Origin of the sequence: Brevibacillus nigriterrae, from assembly GCF_049846925.1 — a bacterium.
GTDB lineage: Bacteria > Bacillota > Bacilli > Brevibacillales > Brevibacillaceae > Brevibacillus_H.
In genome coordinates this window covers 215,022-230,886 of sequence record NZ_JBNCMT010000001.1, presented here as the reverse complement: position 1 = coordinate 230,886, position 15,865 = coordinate 215,022, and the positions used below count along the sequence as shown (strand labels likewise).

Annotated in this window: 20 protein-coding genes and 1 riboswitch; of the genes, 16 read left to right on the top strand and 4 right to left on the bottom strand. The window is 42.8% G+C overall.

Features of this window, described 5'->3' with window-relative positions; translation table 11 throughout:
* Window positions 1–27 precede the first annotated feature (27 nt).
* From ACPW7N_RS01210 to ACPW7N_RS01155, 12 genes are all read left to right on the top strand, one after another.
* A complete protein-coding gene (locus ACPW7N_RS01210; RefSeq protein WP_425649159.1) occupies window positions 28–1,284 on the top strand; it encodes a M16 family metallopeptidase in 1,257 nt (418 codons plus the stop codon).
* A 15-nt stretch (window positions 1,285–1,299) separates the two neighbouring features.
* Window positions 1,300–1,770 carry a dUTP diphosphatase gene (gene dut, locus ACPW7N_RS01205; RefSeq protein ID WP_425649158.1) on the top strand — a complete coding sequence of 157 codons (471 nt, stop codon included), beginning with the start codon at window positions 1,300–1,302 and terminating at the stop codon, window positions 1,768–1,770.
* 106 nt (window positions 1,771–1,876) lie between these two features.
* On the top strand, window positions 1,877–2,137 hold the full coding sequence (locus tag ACPW7N_RS01200) for a YlmC/YmxH family sporulation protein (protein ID WP_425649157.1): 261 nt from the start codon (window positions 1,877–1,879) through the stop codon (window positions 2,135–2,137).
* Between the two features lie 143 nt (window positions 2,138–2,280).
* Window positions 2,281–3,180: a dipicolinate synthase subunit DpsA gene (gene dpsA / locus ACPW7N_RS01195; RefSeq protein ID WP_425649156.1), complete on the top strand. Its 900-nt coding sequence runs from the start codon at window positions 2,281–2,283 to the stop codon at window positions 3,178–3,180.
* Window positions 3,177–3,773, top strand: coding sequence for a dipicolinate synthase subunit B (locus ACPW7N_RS01190; RefSeq protein ID WP_425649155.1), 597 nt, complete (start codon window positions 3,177–3,179; stop codon window positions 3,771–3,773). Before dpsA ends, ACPW7N_RS01190 begins: the two co-directional genes overlap by 4 nt.
* A gap of 31 nt (window positions 3,774–3,804) precedes the next feature.
* Entirely contained in the window at window positions 3,805–4,839 is a 1,035-nt protein-coding gene (locus ACPW7N_RS01185; RefSeq protein ID WP_425649154.1) for an aspartate-semialdehyde dehydrogenase, read from the top strand.
* 20 nt (window positions 4,840–4,859) lie between these two features.
* Complete coding sequence (dapG, locus tag ACPW7N_RS01180) at window positions 4,860–6,089, top strand: aspartate kinase (RefSeq protein ID WP_425649153.1); 1,230 nt, start codon at window positions 4,860–4,862, stop codon at window positions 6,087–6,089.
* A gap of 39 nt (window positions 6,090–6,128) precedes the next feature.
* Entirely contained in the window at window positions 6,129–6,998 is an 870-nt protein-coding gene (gene dapA, locus ACPW7N_RS01175; RefSeq protein ID WP_425649152.1) for a 4-hydroxy-tetrahydrodipicolinate synthase, read from the top strand.
* Window positions 6,999–7,169: 171 nt separating this feature from the next.
* Window positions 7,170–7,793, top strand: coding sequence for a GyrI-like domain-containing protein (locus ACPW7N_RS01170; RefSeq protein WP_425649151.1), 624 nt, complete (start codon window positions 7,170–7,172; stop codon window positions 7,791–7,793).
* Between the two features lie 269 nt (window positions 7,794–8,062).
* Window positions 8,063–9,739, top strand: coding sequence for a ribonuclease J (locus ACPW7N_RS01165; protein ID WP_425649150.1), 1,677 nt, complete (start codon window positions 8,063–8,065; stop codon window positions 9,737–9,739).
* 326 nt (window positions 9,740–10,065) lie between these two features.
* Window positions 10,066–10,785 (top strand): hypothetical protein, encoded by a 720-nt coding sequence (locus ACPW7N_RS01160; protein WP_425649149.1) that lies wholly within the window; start codon window positions 10,066–10,068, stop codon window positions 10,783–10,785.
* A 285-nt stretch (window positions 10,786–11,070) separates the two neighbouring features.
* Window positions 11,071–11,235: a hypothetical protein gene (locus ACPW7N_RS01155; RefSeq protein WP_425649148.1), complete on the top strand. Its 165-nt coding sequence runs from the start codon at window positions 11,071–11,073 to the stop codon at window positions 11,233–11,235.
* A gap of 228 nt (window positions 11,236–11,463) precedes the next feature.
* Here ACPW7N_RS01155 and ACPW7N_RS01150 read toward each other — a convergent pair whose 3' ends face one another.
* Window positions 11,464–11,979, bottom strand: a complete 516-nt coding sequence (locus tag ACPW7N_RS01150) for a cohesin domain-containing protein (protein ID WP_425649147.1) — start codon at window positions 11,977–11,979, stop codon at window positions 11,464–11,466.
* Between the two features lie 205 nt (window positions 11,980–12,184).
* On the opposite strand from ACPW7N_RS01150, the gene ACPW7N_RS01145 reads away from it, so the two are divergent.
* Window positions 12,185–12,352, top strand: a complete 168-nt coding sequence (locus ACPW7N_RS01145; RefSeq protein ID WP_425649146.1) for a hypothetical protein — start codon at window positions 12,185–12,187, stop codon at window positions 12,350–12,352.
* A gap of 138 nt (window positions 12,353–12,490) precedes the next feature.
* Here ACPW7N_RS01145 and ACPW7N_RS01140 read toward each other — a convergent pair whose 3' ends face one another.
* Window positions 12,491–13,054, bottom strand: a complete 564-nt coding sequence (locus ACPW7N_RS01140) for a hypothetical protein (RefSeq protein ID WP_425649145.1) — start codon at window positions 13,052–13,054, stop codon at window positions 12,491–12,493.
* Between the two features lie 167 nt (window positions 13,055–13,221).
* On the opposite strand from ACPW7N_RS01140, the gene ACPW7N_RS01135 reads away from it, so the two are divergent.
* Window positions 13,222–13,605: a bacteriohemerythrin gene (locus ACPW7N_RS01135; RefSeq protein WP_425649144.1), complete on the top strand. Its 384-nt coding sequence runs from the start codon at window positions 13,222–13,224 to the stop codon at window positions 13,603–13,605.
* A gap of 70 nt (window positions 13,606–13,675) precedes the next feature.
* Here ACPW7N_RS01135 and ACPW7N_RS01130 read toward each other — a convergent pair whose 3' ends face one another.
* Window positions 13,676–13,981: a hypothetical protein gene (locus ACPW7N_RS01130; RefSeq protein WP_425649143.1), complete on the bottom strand. Its 306-nt coding sequence runs from the start codon at window positions 13,979–13,981 to the stop codon at window positions 13,676–13,678.
* Between the two features lie 96 nt (window positions 13,982–14,077).
* A riboswitch (cyclic di-GMP riboswitch) is annotated at window positions 14,078–14,162 on the bottom strand.
* Window positions 14,163–14,472: 310 nt separating this feature from the next.
* Complete coding sequence (locus ACPW7N_RS01125; protein ID WP_425649272.1) at window positions 14,473–14,553, bottom strand: putative holin-like toxin; 81 nt, start codon at window positions 14,551–14,553, stop codon at window positions 14,473–14,475.
* A 225-nt stretch (window positions 14,554–14,778) separates the two neighbouring features.
* Between ACPW7N_RS01125 and ACPW7N_RS01120 the strand changes: the two genes are divergently transcribed.
* Entirely contained in the window at window positions 14,779–15,546 is a 768-nt protein-coding gene (locus tag ACPW7N_RS01120; RefSeq protein ID WP_425649271.1) for a ClpP family protease, read from the top strand.
* Window positions 15,543–15,770 carry a YlzJ-like family protein gene (locus ACPW7N_RS01115; RefSeq protein WP_425649142.1) on the top strand — a complete coding sequence of 76 codons (228 nt, stop codon included), beginning with the start codon at window positions 15,543–15,545 and terminating at the stop codon, window positions 15,768–15,770. Before ACPW7N_RS01120 ends, ACPW7N_RS01115 begins: the two co-directional genes overlap by 4 nt.
* The last annotated feature ends 95 nt before the right edge of the window (window positions 15,771–15,865 follow it).

Sequence of the window (15,865 nt, the reverse complement as noted above, 5' to 3'; positions counted from 1 at the left end):
AGGCTTTTCCACTAGAGGAGGATCTACGTGATTCAACGATACACCTGTGAAAATGGTCTTAGAATCGTGACGGAAAAAATTCCGTCCGTACGTTCGGTTGCCTTAGGGATTTGGGTGGGTACCGGATCGAAATTTGAAAATGAATTCAACAATGGGATTTCTCATTTCCTTGAACATATGTTCTTTAAAGGTACGACTACCCGCTCGGCGAAAGAAATTGCAGAAGCTTTCGATGAAATTGGCGGAAATGTGAATGCTTTCACTTCCAAAGAGTACACTTGTTACTATGCAAGGGTGCTTGACCAGCATGCGGTTATTGCTCTTGATGTACTATCAGACATGTTCTTTCACTCCACTTTTGATGCTGAAGAGCTGGAGAAGGAAAAAAATGTCGTAATCGAAGAGATTGGCATGTATGAAGATACGCCAGATGATCTTGTCCATGATTTGATTGCACGGGCTAGCTATCCTGACCATTCTCTCGGCTATTCGATTCTCGGTTCAGAAGATGTTCTTCGCAGTTTAAAACGACAAGACTTGCTTACCTATATCGAAAACAAATACACACCAGCGAACACTGTCATTACTGTGGCAGGGAACTTCGACGAGCAATTGATCGAAGCAATCAAGCAGCGCTTCTCATCGTTTACACGTCCTGCTGCTGATTTGACTGTACCTGCACCGAATTTCATGGCACATACCATTGCTCATCACAAGTCAACAGAACAGGCACATATGTGCATCTCTTTACCGGGGTTCCAAGTCGGACACGAAGATATTTATTCATTGATTCTTCTAAATAATATCATCGGTGGCAGTATGAGCTCTCGCTTGTTCCAAGAGATTCGTGAGGAACGTGGCCTTGCTTACTCTGTGTATTCCTACCACTCTGCCTACAAAGAGTGCGGTACGTTCTCGATCTATTCAGGCACAGCACCCGAGCATGTAGGTCAGGTATTTGATATTGTGACCAACATTCTTACGGATATCTCGCAAAAAGGGATTACAGAAAAAGAGTTGAGAAAAGGCAAGGAGCAATTGAAAGGCAGTCTCATGCTCAGTTTGGAAAGCACCAACAGCCGGATGAATCGTTTGGGCAAAAATGAACTGCTTCTAGGTCGCCATCTTACACTGGACGAGATTATTTCACGTATCGATCAGGTGAACAATGAGTCGATTTTGGCAGTTGCCAAACAGTTGTTCCACTCCAAGCTCGCTCTCGCTATGGTGAGTCCATTAGAACAATTCCCATCAAACGTTCGCAATGACGTTCTGCTTGGCTAGGAGGCAAATCTCGTTATGTCCTTTTCTGTAAAAGTGAAAAAGATGTCCCCCATGATCGGGACTGATATTCAGCTTCCATACTATGCAACGCCAGGCTCTGCCGGATTGGATTTATCTGCTTGCATCGAAGAAGAAATTACCATACATCCAGGGGAACGAGTGAAGATTCCAACTGGAATTGCCGTTCAGATGCCTCATTCACAGGTAGTTGGTCTTGTCTTTCCGAGAAGCGGCAACGCCTGGAAATACGGTGTTTCGATGACCAATGCTGTCGGCGTAATCGACAGTGATTATACAGGTGAAATCCAGGTTATCCTGCAAAACCTTGACTCGACTGCTCCTTTTGTAGTGAAAAAAGGAGATCGCATTGCACAGCTTCTGTTCGTACCTGTTTTTCAAGCCAATCTCGAGGTGGTTGATGACCTCGATGAATCCGAACGTGGCTCCGCAGGATTTGGCTCGACAGGAACTATCCAATCTAAATAATTGATTTTCGACGCAAAATCCGGTCATTGGCCGGATTTTTTTATTCATTACTTGGCCTTTTTTGGCATAGAAGAGAGTGTATATATTGCCTGGGGAGGTATTAGCAATGAGGCTTAGTGATCTTAGCGGAAAAGAAATCATCGGGTTTGACAATGGTGAGCGGATGGGAGTTGTTGGACAGTCTGATTTGGAGATTAATCCGGTAACAGGTGAAATAAAAGCCATCATTTTATCAGGAGGCTCTTTTTTGGGGTTGGGAAAGCGAAAAGAAGATGTGATCATTCCGTGGAAATCCATTTTAAAAATTGGGCCTGATATGATTATAGTTGGGCCTTCTTCGAGTAACCAAACGCTTTTGGAGAAATAGTTTCGGAGTCGTCCCTCTGTAACCGAACAACGGGCAATCGAATAGGATGAGGTAGACCGCAACGATTTTCAATTGCTCATGGAGGAAAACCTTTGCGTTTCGAGGTTTTCTTGCAGTAAAATGTTTGGAAAGGGGAACGCAGCATGCTAACGGGCGTACATGTTGCCTTTATAGGAGGAGATGCGCGACAGTTGGAGGTCATTAAAAAGTGCATCCAGCTCGATGCGATTGTCACTCTCATTGGCTTTGACAACTTGGAGAGCAGCTTCACCGGGGCAACGAAAAAACCATTAACATGCGATGTGTTGAAAGATGTAGACGCCCTCATCCTGCCGATTGTAGGATCAGATGAAAAAGGCTTCGTTGAGAGTATATTCTGCTCAAAGCCTTTGCAGCTTAAAGAAGAACACGTAGTCAGTTTGCCAAAGCATTGTGTCGTGTATACGGGAATCTCCAAGCCGTATCTGAAGACACTTCTTCATAAGCAGCAAATTTCTTTGGTAGAGTTACTCGAACGAGATGATGTAGCCATCTATAATTCCATCCCTACTGTAGAGGGAGCATTAATGATGGCGATTCAGAACACCGATTTCACGATTCACGGATCGCAGGTAATCGTTCTAGGACTTGGCCGGGTAGGCATGTCTTTAGCAAGATCACTACATGCTCTCGGTGCCCACGTTCGAGTTGGCGCCAAACGTCCCGAGCACATAGCACGTATCTATGAAATGGGATTAACTCCTTTTTACGTCAGTGACTTGAAGTCACAGGTAAGCAATGTAGACATACTTTTTAACACGGTACCACAGCTCATCGTCACAGCGGAGGTATTGGCACAAATGCCACTCGCTTCGCTGGTCATTGATTTGGCCTCCAAACCGGGAGGAGTCGATTTTCGTTTTGCTGAAAGAAGAGGTATCAAGGCCCTCCTGGCACCTGGGCTACCTGGAATCGTTGCGCCGAAAACGGCAGGACAGATCATTGCCAACATTCTGTCTCGCCTCATCGCTGAACAATCCAGAAACCAGGAGGAGAAAAAATGAGCGGCTTACAAGGAAAAACCATTGGTTTGGGATTAACCGGGTCACATTGCACATTTGAGGAAACCATGCCTCAAATCAAGCGTCTGGTTGAAGCGGGAGCAAGGGTCATTCCGATTGTTACGCATACGATCTTGACGACTGATACAAGATTTGGGACATCACAAAGCTGGCAGCAGCAGCTAATCGACATTACCGGTGAAAAGCTGATTACAACCATACCTGAAGCGGAACCATTAGGTCCTTCCAAGTTGTTGGATGTGATGGTAATTGCCCCTTGCACAGGTAATACTACAAGTCGTCTGGCAAATGCGATTACAGACAGCCCCGTATTAATGGCTACGAAAGCGACGCTTCGTAATTTGAGGCCGGTCGTGCTGGCTATTTCTACGAACGACGGCTTGGGACTCAACGCTGCTAACATCGCCAAACTGTTGGCAACCAAGAACATTTACTTTGTACCATTCGGTCAAGATGCGCCAGAAAAAAAACCAAACTCGTTGGTTGCTCGCATGGATCTCTTAAAAGAGACGTGTGAAGCTGCATTAGACCACCGTCAATTGCAGCCTTTACTCATAGAAAGATTCAACTACTAATTACTGTGCAAAGGTCATAGGAGGAGAGAAAATGGAGAACCAGGTCAAATTTAATGTTGCGGTAGTAGGTGCAACAGGTGCAGTAGGGCAACAAATTATTGCATTGTTGGAAGAGCGCGATTTTCCAATTGCAGAACTAAAACCACTCGCTTCAGGCAGATCAGCAGGCAAGACCATTCGTTTCAAGGGGCAGGATGTGACAATCCAAGAAGCGACTCCTGAGAGCTTCGCAGGCGTACACTACGCTTTGTTTAGCGCTGGTGGAGCGATTAGTAAGGAATTGGCTCATCACGCTGTACGTCATGGTGCAGTCGTCATCGATAACACCAGTGCGTTTCGAATGGATGAGAACGTGCCGTTGGTCGTTCCCGAAGTCAATATGGATGCTGCACGCAAACATCAGGGGATTATTGCAAATCCGAACTGCTCTACAATCCAAATGGTGGCCGCACTCAAACCTCTATATGACCGTTTTGGAATAGATCGTATTATTGTTTCCACGTATCAGGCTGTTTCTGGAGCGGGAGCATCTGCGATCCAAGAACTCTTGACTCAGACACAGGATATTTTGAATGGCAAAGAGGCAGAGGCAAAAATCCTGCCTGTAGGCAAATTGCCAGTACATCATCAGATTGCTTTTAACGCCATTCCTCAGATTGATGTATTCACTGAGAACGGCTTTACCTATGAAGAGATGAAAATGGTGAATGAAACCAAAAAAATCATGGGCGATGACAGTATCGATGTAGCAGCTACGTGTGTCCGTATTCCGGTAATTACGGGTCACAGTGAGTCTGTCTATGTTGAATTGAAATCAGAATATGAGCTTGAAGAAGTAAAATCACTGCTTTCTTCTGCTCCTGGCGTGGTATTGGCAGATTCACCGGACGAACAGCGTTACCCATTGGCTACTGACGCATACGGCAAACTCGATGTGTTTGTCGGACGTGTACGCCGAGATCTCACACATCCACGAGGATTGCATATGTGGATTGTTTCCGATAACCTCCTAAAAGGAGCAGCATGGAATACAGTACAAATTGCTGAAGAGCTAATTAAAGGATAATTGCATAGGAGAGGGATTCAATGAGAATTCTCGTCCAGAAGTTTGGCGGATCCTCCCTCACGACAGAAGATTGCCGCTTGCAGGCAATTCATCACATGGAAAAGGCACTTGCCGAGGGCTACTCACTAGTCGTCGTTGTATCAGCCATGGGACGAAAAGGAGATCCATATGCGACAGATACCCTCCTCGATTTGGTTCGAGGGGGGAATGATTATTTGTCACCACGCGAGACGGACTTGTTACTACACACAGGTGAAATTATTTCAGCTTCTGTGATGTGCAGCATGCTGCAATCAAGAGGTTTACGAGCCACTATATTAACCGGTGGGCAAGCAAATATCATCACGTCAGACGATTTCTCGAATGCGCAGATCTTGCAGATCGAGACAGATCGTATCAAGGAAGAGCTGGAAAAAGAAAATATCGTCATCATTCCTGGTTTTCAAGGAAGAACATCCGAATGGGAAATCACAACATTGGGACGTGGAGGCAGTGATACCACTGCAACGGCATTAGGTGTTGCGCTGCAAGCAGAAATGGTTGACATCTTCACCGATGTTGAGGGCATCATGACGGCTGACCCACGAATTGTGGAAGAAGCACAACGACTGTCCACTGTTACCTATACGGAAATCTGCAACATGGCGCATCTCGGTGCCAAGGTTATTCACCCAAGGGCTGTTGAAATAGCCATGCAGAAGAACATTCCGATCCGTGTGCGATCAACGTTTTCTGATGATCCTGGTACACTGGTTACTTCCCTGCATGACATCGACAGTCTGTATGATTCGATGGTTAGCGACCGCCTTGTTATGGGAATTGCGAATGTACCGAACATTACTCAAATCAAGGTAATGGCGAGAGATGGACAATATGACACCCAATTGCAAGTATTTAAAGCAATGGCAACAAACGGAATCAGCGTTGACTTCATTAATGTGAATCCACGTGGGGTAGCCTATACAGTACATGACCGCATGGCAGAGAAAGCAGCCAGAATTCTTGCTGAAATGGATTATGAACCACAATTGCTTCCGAATTGCGCCAAAGTGTCAGTCATTGGAGCGGGTATCGCCGGAGTCCCAGGGGTAATGGCTCAAATCGTAGAGGCTTTAACCAAAGAAGACATTCAAATCCTGCAATCGGCTGACTCCCATACAACCATCTGGGTATTGGTTCGTGAAACGGATATGATAAAGGCTGTACGTGCCTTACATCAACAATTCCAACTGCACAAAACATCATACTAACATACTAACGACCGTTAACAAGAAAGGATTGATTGGCAAGTGGCAAGGTTCGGACGATTGGCTACCGCCATGGTTACACCTTTTGATGAGCAACTTAAAATTGATTATACAAAAGTAGAGCGTCTTGTTGACCACCTGATTTCAACAGGTACAGAGACGATTGTTGTAAGTGGTACAACAGGGGAGTCACCAACCCTGTCAAACGAAGAAAAGCTCCAACTGTTTCGCTTTGTCGTCAATTATGCTAAGGGTCGTGCACAAGTAATTGCGGGAACCGGCAGCAATAATACAGAATCGAGTATTCGCTTCACCGAAGCGGCTTCAGAAACTGGTGTGGACGCTGTCATGGTGGTAGCACCGTATTACAGCAGACCGTCTCAAGAAGGGCTGTATCAACATTTTAAGGCAGTGGCAAACGCTACCAAACTTCCTGTCATGCTTTACAACGTACCAGGCAGAACAGGAGTGAATATGGCTCCAGAGACGACGCTCAGACTGGCAAAAGATGTTTTCAACATCATTTGTATCAAAGAAGCTTCCGGCAATTTATCACAGATGGCCCGCATAATCGAGGGTGCCCCAGGGGATTTTGAACTGTATTCTGGCGATGACAGCCTGACGCTTCCGGCACTTTCCATTGGTGGAGTAGGGATCGTAAGTGTAGCAAGCCATGTGATCGGTAACGAAATGCAGGCTATGATCAGATCATTCCTGGATGGAAATCTTCAACAAGCTGCAGCGTTGCACCGTAAATATCTTCCTGTATTTGAGGGCATCTTCAAATACCCAAGTCCTGGACCGATCAAAGTCTTGCTGGAAAAACAAGGCGTATCCGTTGGCGGCGTTAGATTGCCGTTAGTTTATCTAAATGAGCAGGAACAGGCAGATATCCTTTCGTTACTAGGGTAATTATACAAGGTAAAGATGACCGACTGAGAAGAGCACTCTAATGCTCTTCTTTTTTTATGCTGTTGGACTTTCGGATTATCTATCGATATAATATTGATATAGATAAGAATGTATGTTCTGTATAGGATTTAAAATATGCTGCGATCGATAGGAAGTCGGGAGGGGATCGGTGTGAAGTTCGAATGGAAGAAGCAAGCAAAGCAATTCTACATGCCAAAAGATGAACCTGAAATAGTGACTGTACCCGAAATGAAATTCTTTATGCTAGACGGAAAAGGAAATCCAAACAGTGAGGAATTCTCTGAGGCAGTCAGAGTCTTGTACTCTCTTGCCTACGCAGTCAAGATGCTGCCCAAGAAAGGGGTAACGCCAGAGGGATATTTTGATTACACAGTCTTTCCTCTGGAAGGTGTCTGGGACTTGGCAGAAGAAGCAAGAGGGCTAGACAAGCTGGACAAGGATCAGCTAATTTACACAATCATGATCAGACAGCCGGACTTTGTGACTGAAGAAATTGTTCAAGTAGTAATGGAAAATGTACGCAAAACGAAATACCACCCGTTGCTCGAAACCGTTCGATTTGGAAGTCTGGAGGAAGGTGTCTGCGTTCAAATGATGCATCATGGATCATATGACAGCGAACCGAATTCCTTTGCCCGAATGGAAGAGTTTAGCCGGATGAACAACTTGAAGAGAATCTCGAAAACTCATCGGGAAATCTACATATCAGATGCTCGCAAAACTTCGCCAGACAAATTAAAGACCGTGCTCCGTTTTCAGGTAGAGCAGCAATGATCTTTGTAGCTTACACTCGAGTAGAACAAGAGTATTTTTTACGTGACATACATAGGAGGCTTTTCGCTTAGGAAAACTAGTTACAACTTCGAAGAGCAGGTTTTCCGGTGAAAAAAGTTTATCGATCTTGTTTTCCTCTTTTTCTTTGGGGTATAATGGTAATAAGTGATTTGGGGCGGTTTTGTATTTGGATCTTGTCCGATAGGATTTTGCTCGTGTTGGATAAGTTTTCGAGTGTAATGACAACTAAATATAGGAGGTACATGATATTGTCGAAGTTACATTCTGTCGTTTCCATTTTCGCATTGGGCGGCGTTGGCGAAATTGGGAAAAACATGTACGTTGTTCAGTGCGACGATGACATCGTCGTAATTGATGCTGGGCTCAAGTTCCCAGAAGAAGAAATGTTAGGAATTGACATGGTGATTCCTGATATTACGTACTTGGAAGAAAATCGTGATAAAGTACGGGGTATTATTATTACTCATGGACATGAAGATCACATCGGTGGCCTAAGCTATGTGTTACGCCATATTAACGTTCCCATTTACGCAACCAAACTCACATTAGGCCTAATTGAAGCAAAATTGAAGGAAGCGGGAATTCTTGCCGATACGAAGCGTCATTTGATTACTGGCGATTCTACAATCACTCTCGGCAAAATTACAGCATCTTTTTTCCGGGTGAACCACAGTATCCCTGATTGTGTTGGTGTTTGTCTGGATACCCCGGAAGGAATCATTGTTCATACGGGAGATTTCAAGTTTGACCAGACGCCTGTCAACAATCAGGCAGCTGATATTGCCAAAATGGCTGAGATCGGTTCCAGAGGAGTTCTTTGTCTTCTTTCAGACAGTACCAATGCCGAGCGACCTGGGTTTACAGGTTCAGAGCGTTCTGTAGGAGAAGCAATTAAAGATGTCTTTCATAAGGTAACCGGAAGAATTATTGTCTCCACATTTGCCTCGAATGTACACCGTGTTCAACAGGTGTTCGATGCAGCAGTAGAGTATAATCGGAAAGTGACCATTGTCGGTCGAAGTATGGTTAATGTGATTAATATCAGCAGGGAACTAGGATATTTGCACGTTCCGGAAGGTGTCATTGTCGAGCCGGAAGAAGTCAATAAACTGCCTGCTGAGCAAGTCGTGATTTTATCAACAGGAAGTCAAGGTGAGCCAATGTCTGCGCTCACACGTATGGCCCGATCCGCCCATCGGAAAATCGACATCTTGCCTGGTGATACCGTCATTATTGCAGCAACACCAATTCCTGGTAATGAAAAATACGTTGCTCGGACAATCGATCAATTATTGCGTGTCGGCGCAGAAGTAATCTATGGTGGCCACGGTCCAAATGGCAAGGTTCACGTCTCTGGACATGGCAGCCAGGAAGAGCTTCGCCTGATGCTTAACCTGATTAAACCTAAGTACTTCATTCCGGTTCACGGAGAATTCCGGATGCTGCGTATGCACGGTATCCTTGCCGAGCAAGTAGGGGTAGCACCAGAGAATATCTTCTTATTGGATAATGGAGATACGGTCGAATTTTCAGGAGGCACGGCACGCTTAGGTTCGAAAGTTCATGCGGGCAATGTGCTAATTGATGGACTCGGCGTAGGAGATGTAGGTAACATCGTTCTGCGTGACCGCAAATTACTGTCTCAAGACGGAATACTGGTAGTTGTTGTTACACTCAGCAAACAAAACGGTACAATTTTGTCCGGTCCAGATATCATTTCACGTGGCTTTGTCTATGTGCGTGAATCAGAAGAACTGCTGGATGAAGCAAATCGCATCGTCACCCAAACACTTCAAAAATGCATGGACGAAAACGTAAACGAATGGTCTTCACTGAAAAACAACGTGAAAGACAACCTCGGTCGTTTCCTGTATGATCAAACAAGACGTCGCCCCATGATCTTGCCGATTATTATGGAAGTGTAATATGTAGTTAGTAAATAGGAGCCAAAAAACCTTGATAATACTAGGGTTTTGGCTCCTTTTTGTTTTGTGCTTTTGTCATTTAACCACATTTAGTGTGGTAAGACCTAAAACAAAACCCGATCCTGACAATTACCTAGGATGAAAGTGCTGCTGCATATGCTCGCCGGACAGACAACCAGAGAACACCGACACCGATGCAAACAGTAAAAATGAATCAATAAGAATAATGTCGAATAAATGTTAAGAATAATTTGTCGTATTATACAGGTTTTGGTTAATTATTGTAGAAATTCCATATAATCTATAAAAGTGGATGGTGGATTTCTATGAAAAAAAGTATGGTTTTTAGCCTTTTCGTAGCGTTATCTATAGCAGTTAGTGGGTGCGGTAATTCCACAAAAGAAACTGCATCGACAGATTCTACTGCTACCAATAACGAGGAAGTGAAGAAAAAAGAGGAAGAGGCCAACGCGAAAGCAGAAGCGGAAGCTAAAGCAAAGGCAGAAGCAGAAGCAAAAAAGAAAGAAGAAGAGGAAGCAGCAAAGAAGGCTGAAGAAGAGTCAAAATATAAGAATGCGTATTTCTTCGCAAATGAGATTCCTCAAATTGATAAAGAGCAATTTGGCAATGAAGGAACTCCGTTATCAGATAAATCTATTGAATTCTTAAAAAAGAATATTTCTTTACTTCCGGCTTGGAAACCGGAGCTTGTTAATGAGGTAAATCAGAAAGTCGACTCAAAGATAACTTATAAGCATTTAGAGAAAAATATTGACAAGTATCTTGAAAAGTTTATCAAGGTAACTGGGTATATAGTTGAAATTGAAGAATATCAGTCTGATATTGGCGAAGTATCGTATATCCATGTAGTTGATGATGAAGAAGAAAGTTATGTTTTTCTTTACCCCGGAACTGGTGAGTTGTTGAAAGATGACGATGTAACTGCCGTGGGGATACCGTTACAAAATACGAGTTTCGCTAATGTTAGCGGCGGAACCACACGTGTCGTGATGGCGGCTTGTAGTTATATTCAAAAGAATCAATAGTTGCATTGAGATGACTTGCACACTCAAACCGGGTGTGCTTTCCTTTGTTTATGAATCAATAACCTGATATCGTAATCTTTTACATTTATGGAGCAAGTGGAGCCTCAAAGTAAGCAGGGAGGATCTACTGCTTGCACCGGAGAACTATCGTAACAGCTCAAAAAAATTTTAGGAACTTCGGGAATACAACAGCCACTAACACGGGACATGGTCGGATAATCACACAAAACTATTACTGATTTTTGGTATTATTAGTGAAATAATCTCAGGAGGGTAGCTGGTGAGATGGATTTTGTGGCGATTAGTTTTGATTGGATATCTTATATTATTGATTTAATTTTTGTTGGATTACCGATATGTTTAATCACTTATTGGGCTACCAAAAGAAGTCTAATGAAAAAGATCAGAGAGTTGGAAGCAAGAATTAACAAAATAGAATCAAAGCAATAGGGAGGGCTTTAGCTCTCCTTTTACTTCTCAGGTAGTGTTATATCATGGATGGTAGGGGTGCTGGCATAAAGGGCAAAATTAAAAGGCATGAGCTCAGTACAATACCGGATTTATACCCAACTTGCTGCATAATAAATTTACCTGTCTAACTTTTTGGAGTCACTTCAATCTCCACACAGAGAAGGGATTTTATGTTTTCTAGTATTTTTTCGAATGACTTGAAATAATCTATGGATGCAAAATTTTATCAACAATTAAGGACAAGTCTGTATCTTCTACAGAGCTATTTTTGTTTACATCGACTTTTGGTGTCGTCCATTGAGCCTGTTCTTTACCAAAGTTAAAACCAGTTATCGCCAAGTCTCCTAAGCTATATTTACCATCGCTGTTCACGTCCACATCGAATCCTCCAACAACAGTGATGTCTTTTCCACTTACAGTTGCAACGATTTCAGCACCGGTTTTGTCTGCTACTAAACCTTCTTTAGCTTCCACTTTTCCGGTACCCGGAGTATTTTTTGCCTTGAAGGTCAACTTTAAGAGTTGTTTGCCACTACCGTTAATACCATATTGTTCATCCTTACTTGCAACGATGAAGCGTAATACACCAGGTGAAGAGGTTTCTTGGTGATAAATTTGTAAACCATTATTGGATGGCTCTGCTTTAACGAACTCAAACAGAGTTGAATCATATCCATTTTTTACATCTTCGGCATAAATGTTAGAAGCGTTATTGATTATCATGTCAGTTGTAAATTAACAAAACAAATATTTCAATAAATAACAAATAATGAAATTAACGTAAATAAAATAACTAATTTCACAATTTTGACGTATTTTATTTATATTCCCAAAAATGATTTATGTGGATCTATTTTTGCCTGTCTTCTTCTTTGGATAACACTCCCACCTCTTGAACACATTAACTGTGTTAAGGAGGTGAATCACATTGTTATCACAAAACGCAAAGGAAACCCAATCTCCAAACAAAATCTCAGATAATAACCAAAAATCCTCCCTGGATGAAAGCACAATAGAAAAACAACACCAATTTCAAATGTTCCCAACACCAGACGAGAAATTCGCATCTAATGTGATACAAAAACTAAAAGACTAAGTTCAAAATGGCCAAGCCATGGTCAAAATAACGGTTATACAGCAATTAGATAGAGCCTGTGCACCCCAATGATGAAATGGGAAGTTCAGGCTCTTTTCCTTATTCTAATTTGATTTAGATTTAGACTGTTCACGAACCTTAGGGAAGAGTATCTTTTAGAACATTTTTACCCCCAACGGAAACCTTCAAATCTGCGACCGTCTCTCTCAACATCTTTTCAAAGCGTAAAATCTTTTCCATGTCGTTTTTCAGTGAACTACCAGTACCTTCAAACCGAATCATGGTGAAATAATATCCCTGTGTTACACCGTCGAGGGTAATAGACTCCATACCTTCTGTTTCATTGTGTGCAACAACAGCTTCTTTCAGTGCATCCTTCCATCTGCTTATGAACTCATCTTTGGTGTAGTTACTAAGATTTTGCAAGCCGATCGACAATTCGGTATCTTTTAATTTTACGACAGCTCGAAATTCAACAGGTTTTAGAGACAAAGCATTGATGATCTGGAACCCAATTTCCTGCTTGATACGATCCTCTCTGGTGGAAAAAGTGAACGAATATGCATCCTCGTCACTTATTGTTGCCAATGGGGTGATGGTGCTGTTTTCTTCGCTTTGATGATGTCCTACCATATTTTCGACATAGGGAGAAAATAAGAGGGAGGCACACAAAAGCAGTGAAGCAACCTTTGCAAAAACCAATGACATTCCCTCCATTCATAAACACAGTAGTAGACCAATTATAAACAAAGTAGGCCAATTATAAACAATTTGTAAAATTTTGTCGCATTGTGACAAAAATTACAGAAAATTATTTTTATTGAACTTATTGTTTTTAGTAATATTAACAAACAAATAGGGGGAGCAGTATGGCATTAATTCAGTGGGAAGATAAATACAGTGTGGGTGTGAGCGAAATTGACAGTCAGCATCAGTTGCTTGTTGAGCTCATCAACAAAATCCACGATGCGATGAAAATGGGGAAGTCTAAAGAGGTTGTACCGGGTGTGTTAAAAGAGCTGGTGAAATACACAAAAGAGCATTTTGCATACGAGGAAGGATATATGGCCAAAATTGGATATACCGATTTGGAACAGCATAAGGTCCAGCATGCTCATTTTATCAAAAAAATTGTAAATTTCCAAAATGATTTTGAGTCTGGCAAAGTAGGTATTAACTTTGAGATCATTAACTTCCTCAAGGACTGGTTACTCGGCCATATTTGTATCAGTGACCAAAAGTATATGAGATAATGAAAGAGATAGAAATCAAAACAGCCTCCCATTTCGGATGACCGATGGGAGGTTTCCTTTTAACATCCTGCTATTTCGGATGGAGGATGGCCTCGATTCTACTGATTGCTAAATTCGTGTCCATATCCAGTTGAAATAAAATATGCAGGTTGCTGGTTGATGTTATTCTCCGCCGTGTAGCCGCATACAATGTAGGCTTTAAATGTTTGCTAATGCACATAATTTCAGCAACTGGCATGACTACATGTTTCATACGAAGTAAGCTGGTAAGAATGCCGATTAACTGCATTATATCGTTCTGATCGTTGGTATCGTTCAAGTTTTTGATTTGCTTGAGTACTGATCTTACCTGTTCTCCAATTAATCTTGATGTCATGAGATAGATTCCCCCGGCACAGAAGTAATGTTGTCGGATGAATGTGAAAAAGGGCCAACCCCATGCATTTGGGATCGACCCTGGAACGTCCTCAAATGCGGCAGCTTGGCGATCATAGAAATGCTCCCTTAGACCCATAGCTTTGCGTCCCCATCTTTCGAAAGGTTTGCCTTTTTCACATTAGATTTTAATGTATCTTAACAATACCAAACAAAAAGTCGCTTGTTAACCCGTGATATTCAAAAAAATGTGGATATTTCGCAAAATCATCCTGTGACAAAAGTCCTGTCTCCTTCGCTGTTTACCTTCCGACATTTTTTGGATACAATAAAAACAGATGCAACATTTTGGTTGTCACATATAATACGTAATGAAAGAAAGACCGCCGGTGTTGGAGCACCGTACGGTCAAATGACAATAGACGTTCCCTTCAGGGGGCGGCTCAGGATTCAAGCAAAATAGACCTCCTGGCTGGCAGGCTCAAGGGAGGTCTACTTCTTTTTACTGGTTAACAGATACGCGACGAGTGTGCCGAATGTAATCATCAAGCTCAATGCCTCGTAAACTGTCATGCTATCACCCCCTTTCAATCGGGGATGAGCCAACCACCCTTGAGGAGCCTATCTATTGTACATGGAAAATTATAACATAAAAAAACGATCTTTCTCATCGATTGTAAAAGCACTTGGGTGAAATGCTATGCATTTTTTACCTGCTGACTATCCATACTATGGACAGTTAAGGAGGTATTCGCCATGTCATCCAATTCCCAACAACCGACTTCCAATATTAGTGAGATGCTACGGGGACAAAACCCCCCCTCTCCACCTCAACAGCCACCGGAAGCACCCATTCCTGCACTGAATCCGGAAGGGGCTCCTGATGATTCGAAAAAACGGATTCTGGATACGATTACTCAATTGGGACAAACCAATGTTCCACAGTTGGAAAGTAACATCTATTGCTTAACGATTATCGGCCAGGTAGAAGGGCATATCCAGTTGCCGCCTCAGAATAAAACCACCAAGTACGAACACATCATTCCACAATTAGTAGCAGCAGAACAGAATCACAAAATTGAAGGGATCTTGGTCATCTTGAACACGGTAGGCGGGGACGTGGAAGCGGGTCTAGCCATTGCAGAGATGATTTCTTCCCTCTCCAAGCCAGTTGTTACTCTTGTTCTAGGTGGCGGACATAGCATTGGGGTGCCAATCGCCGTATCGGGTAATTACTCGTTTATTGCAGAGACAGCTACGATGACGATTCATCCAATTCGATTGACTGGTCTTGTCATCGGTGTTCCTCAAACATTTGAATACCTCGACAAGATGCAGGATCGGGTAGTTCAATTTATTGCCAAGAACTCTCGCATTACAGAAGAGCAGTTCCGGGATTTAATGATGCGAACAGGTGAACTGACCCGTGATATCGGTACAAACGTCATCGGTATGGATGCAATTAAATACGGATTGATTGATGAAGTAGGCGGGCTTGGCAAAGCGCTCAAGAAATTGAATGAGATGATGGAGAAAGCACGCAACGGGGAGAAGATGCTGCAGTGATTATTCATTCTGTGGTGCCGATGGAAGTAATTTTTGAGAACAGTGAGAAGGTAGAAAAGCAGGAGATCAAAGAGGTCTCATTTGGTCATGCAACGATGTTGATCGAGCCAATTAATTCATTTGAAGGGCGAATTGTACGCTTGATTAGTCCAGATCCCCAAGATTATTTGAATCCTCGCTACGCTCCTGGTGAGATGATCACATTTCGTCCAGATATGTCGTAAGCTTTTCCCTGTATTTCTGCTATTTTCCTGTGGTATACTAGAGTTAAACGTAGAATGCAGCCGGAGAGTTCGGCTGCCTTTTCATTCTATTGGGG

Coding starts and splice junctions, on each gene's coding strand:
- dut (WP_425649158.1), top strand. CDS start 1,300: ATGTCCTTTTCTGTAAAAGTGAAAAAGATGTCCCCCATGATCGGGACT.
- ACPW7N_RS01200 (WP_425649157.1), top strand. CDS start 1,877: ATGAGGCTTAGTGATCTTAGCGGAAAAGAAATCATCGGGTTTGACAAT.
- dpsA (WP_425649156.1), top strand. CDS start 2,281: ATGCTAACGGGCGTACATGTTGCCTTTATAGGAGGAGATGCGCGACAG.
- ACPW7N_RS01190 (WP_425649155.1), top strand. CDS start 3,177: ATGAGCGGCTTACAAGGAAAAACCATTGGTTTGGGATTAACCGGGTCA.
- ACPW7N_RS01185 (WP_425649154.1), top strand. CDS start 3,805: ATGGAGAACCAGGTCAAATTTAATGTTGCGGTAGTAGGTGCAACAGGT.
- dapG (WP_425649153.1), top strand. CDS start 4,860: ATGAGAATTCTCGTCCAGAAGTTTGGCGGATCCTCCCTCACGACAGAA.
- ACPW7N_RS01160 (WP_425649149.1), top strand. CDS start 10,066: ATGAAAAAAAGTATGGTTTTTAGCCTTTTCGTAGCGTTATCTATAGCA.
- ACPW7N_RS01155 (WP_425649148.1), top strand. CDS start 11,071: ATGGATTTTGTGGCGATTAGTTTTGATTGGATATCTTATATTATTGAT.
- ACPW7N_RS01150 (WP_425649147.1), bottom strand. CDS start 11,979: ATGATAATCAATAACGCTTCTAACATTTATGCCGAAGATGTAAAAAAT.
- ACPW7N_RS01135 (WP_425649144.1), top strand. CDS start 13,222: ATGGCATTAATTCAGTGGGAAGATAAATACAGTGTGGGTGTGAGCGAA.
- ACPW7N_RS01130 (WP_425649143.1), bottom strand. CDS start 13,981: ATGACATCAAGATTAATTGGAGAACAGGTAAGATCAGTACTCAAGCAA.
- ACPW7N_RS01125 (WP_425649272.1), bottom strand. CDS start 14,553: ATGACAGTTTACGAGGCATTGAGCTTGATGATTACATTCGGCACACTC.
- ACPW7N_RS01120 (WP_425649271.1), top strand. CDS start 14,779: ATGCTACGGGGACAAAACCCCCCCTCTCCACCTCAACAGCCACCGGAA.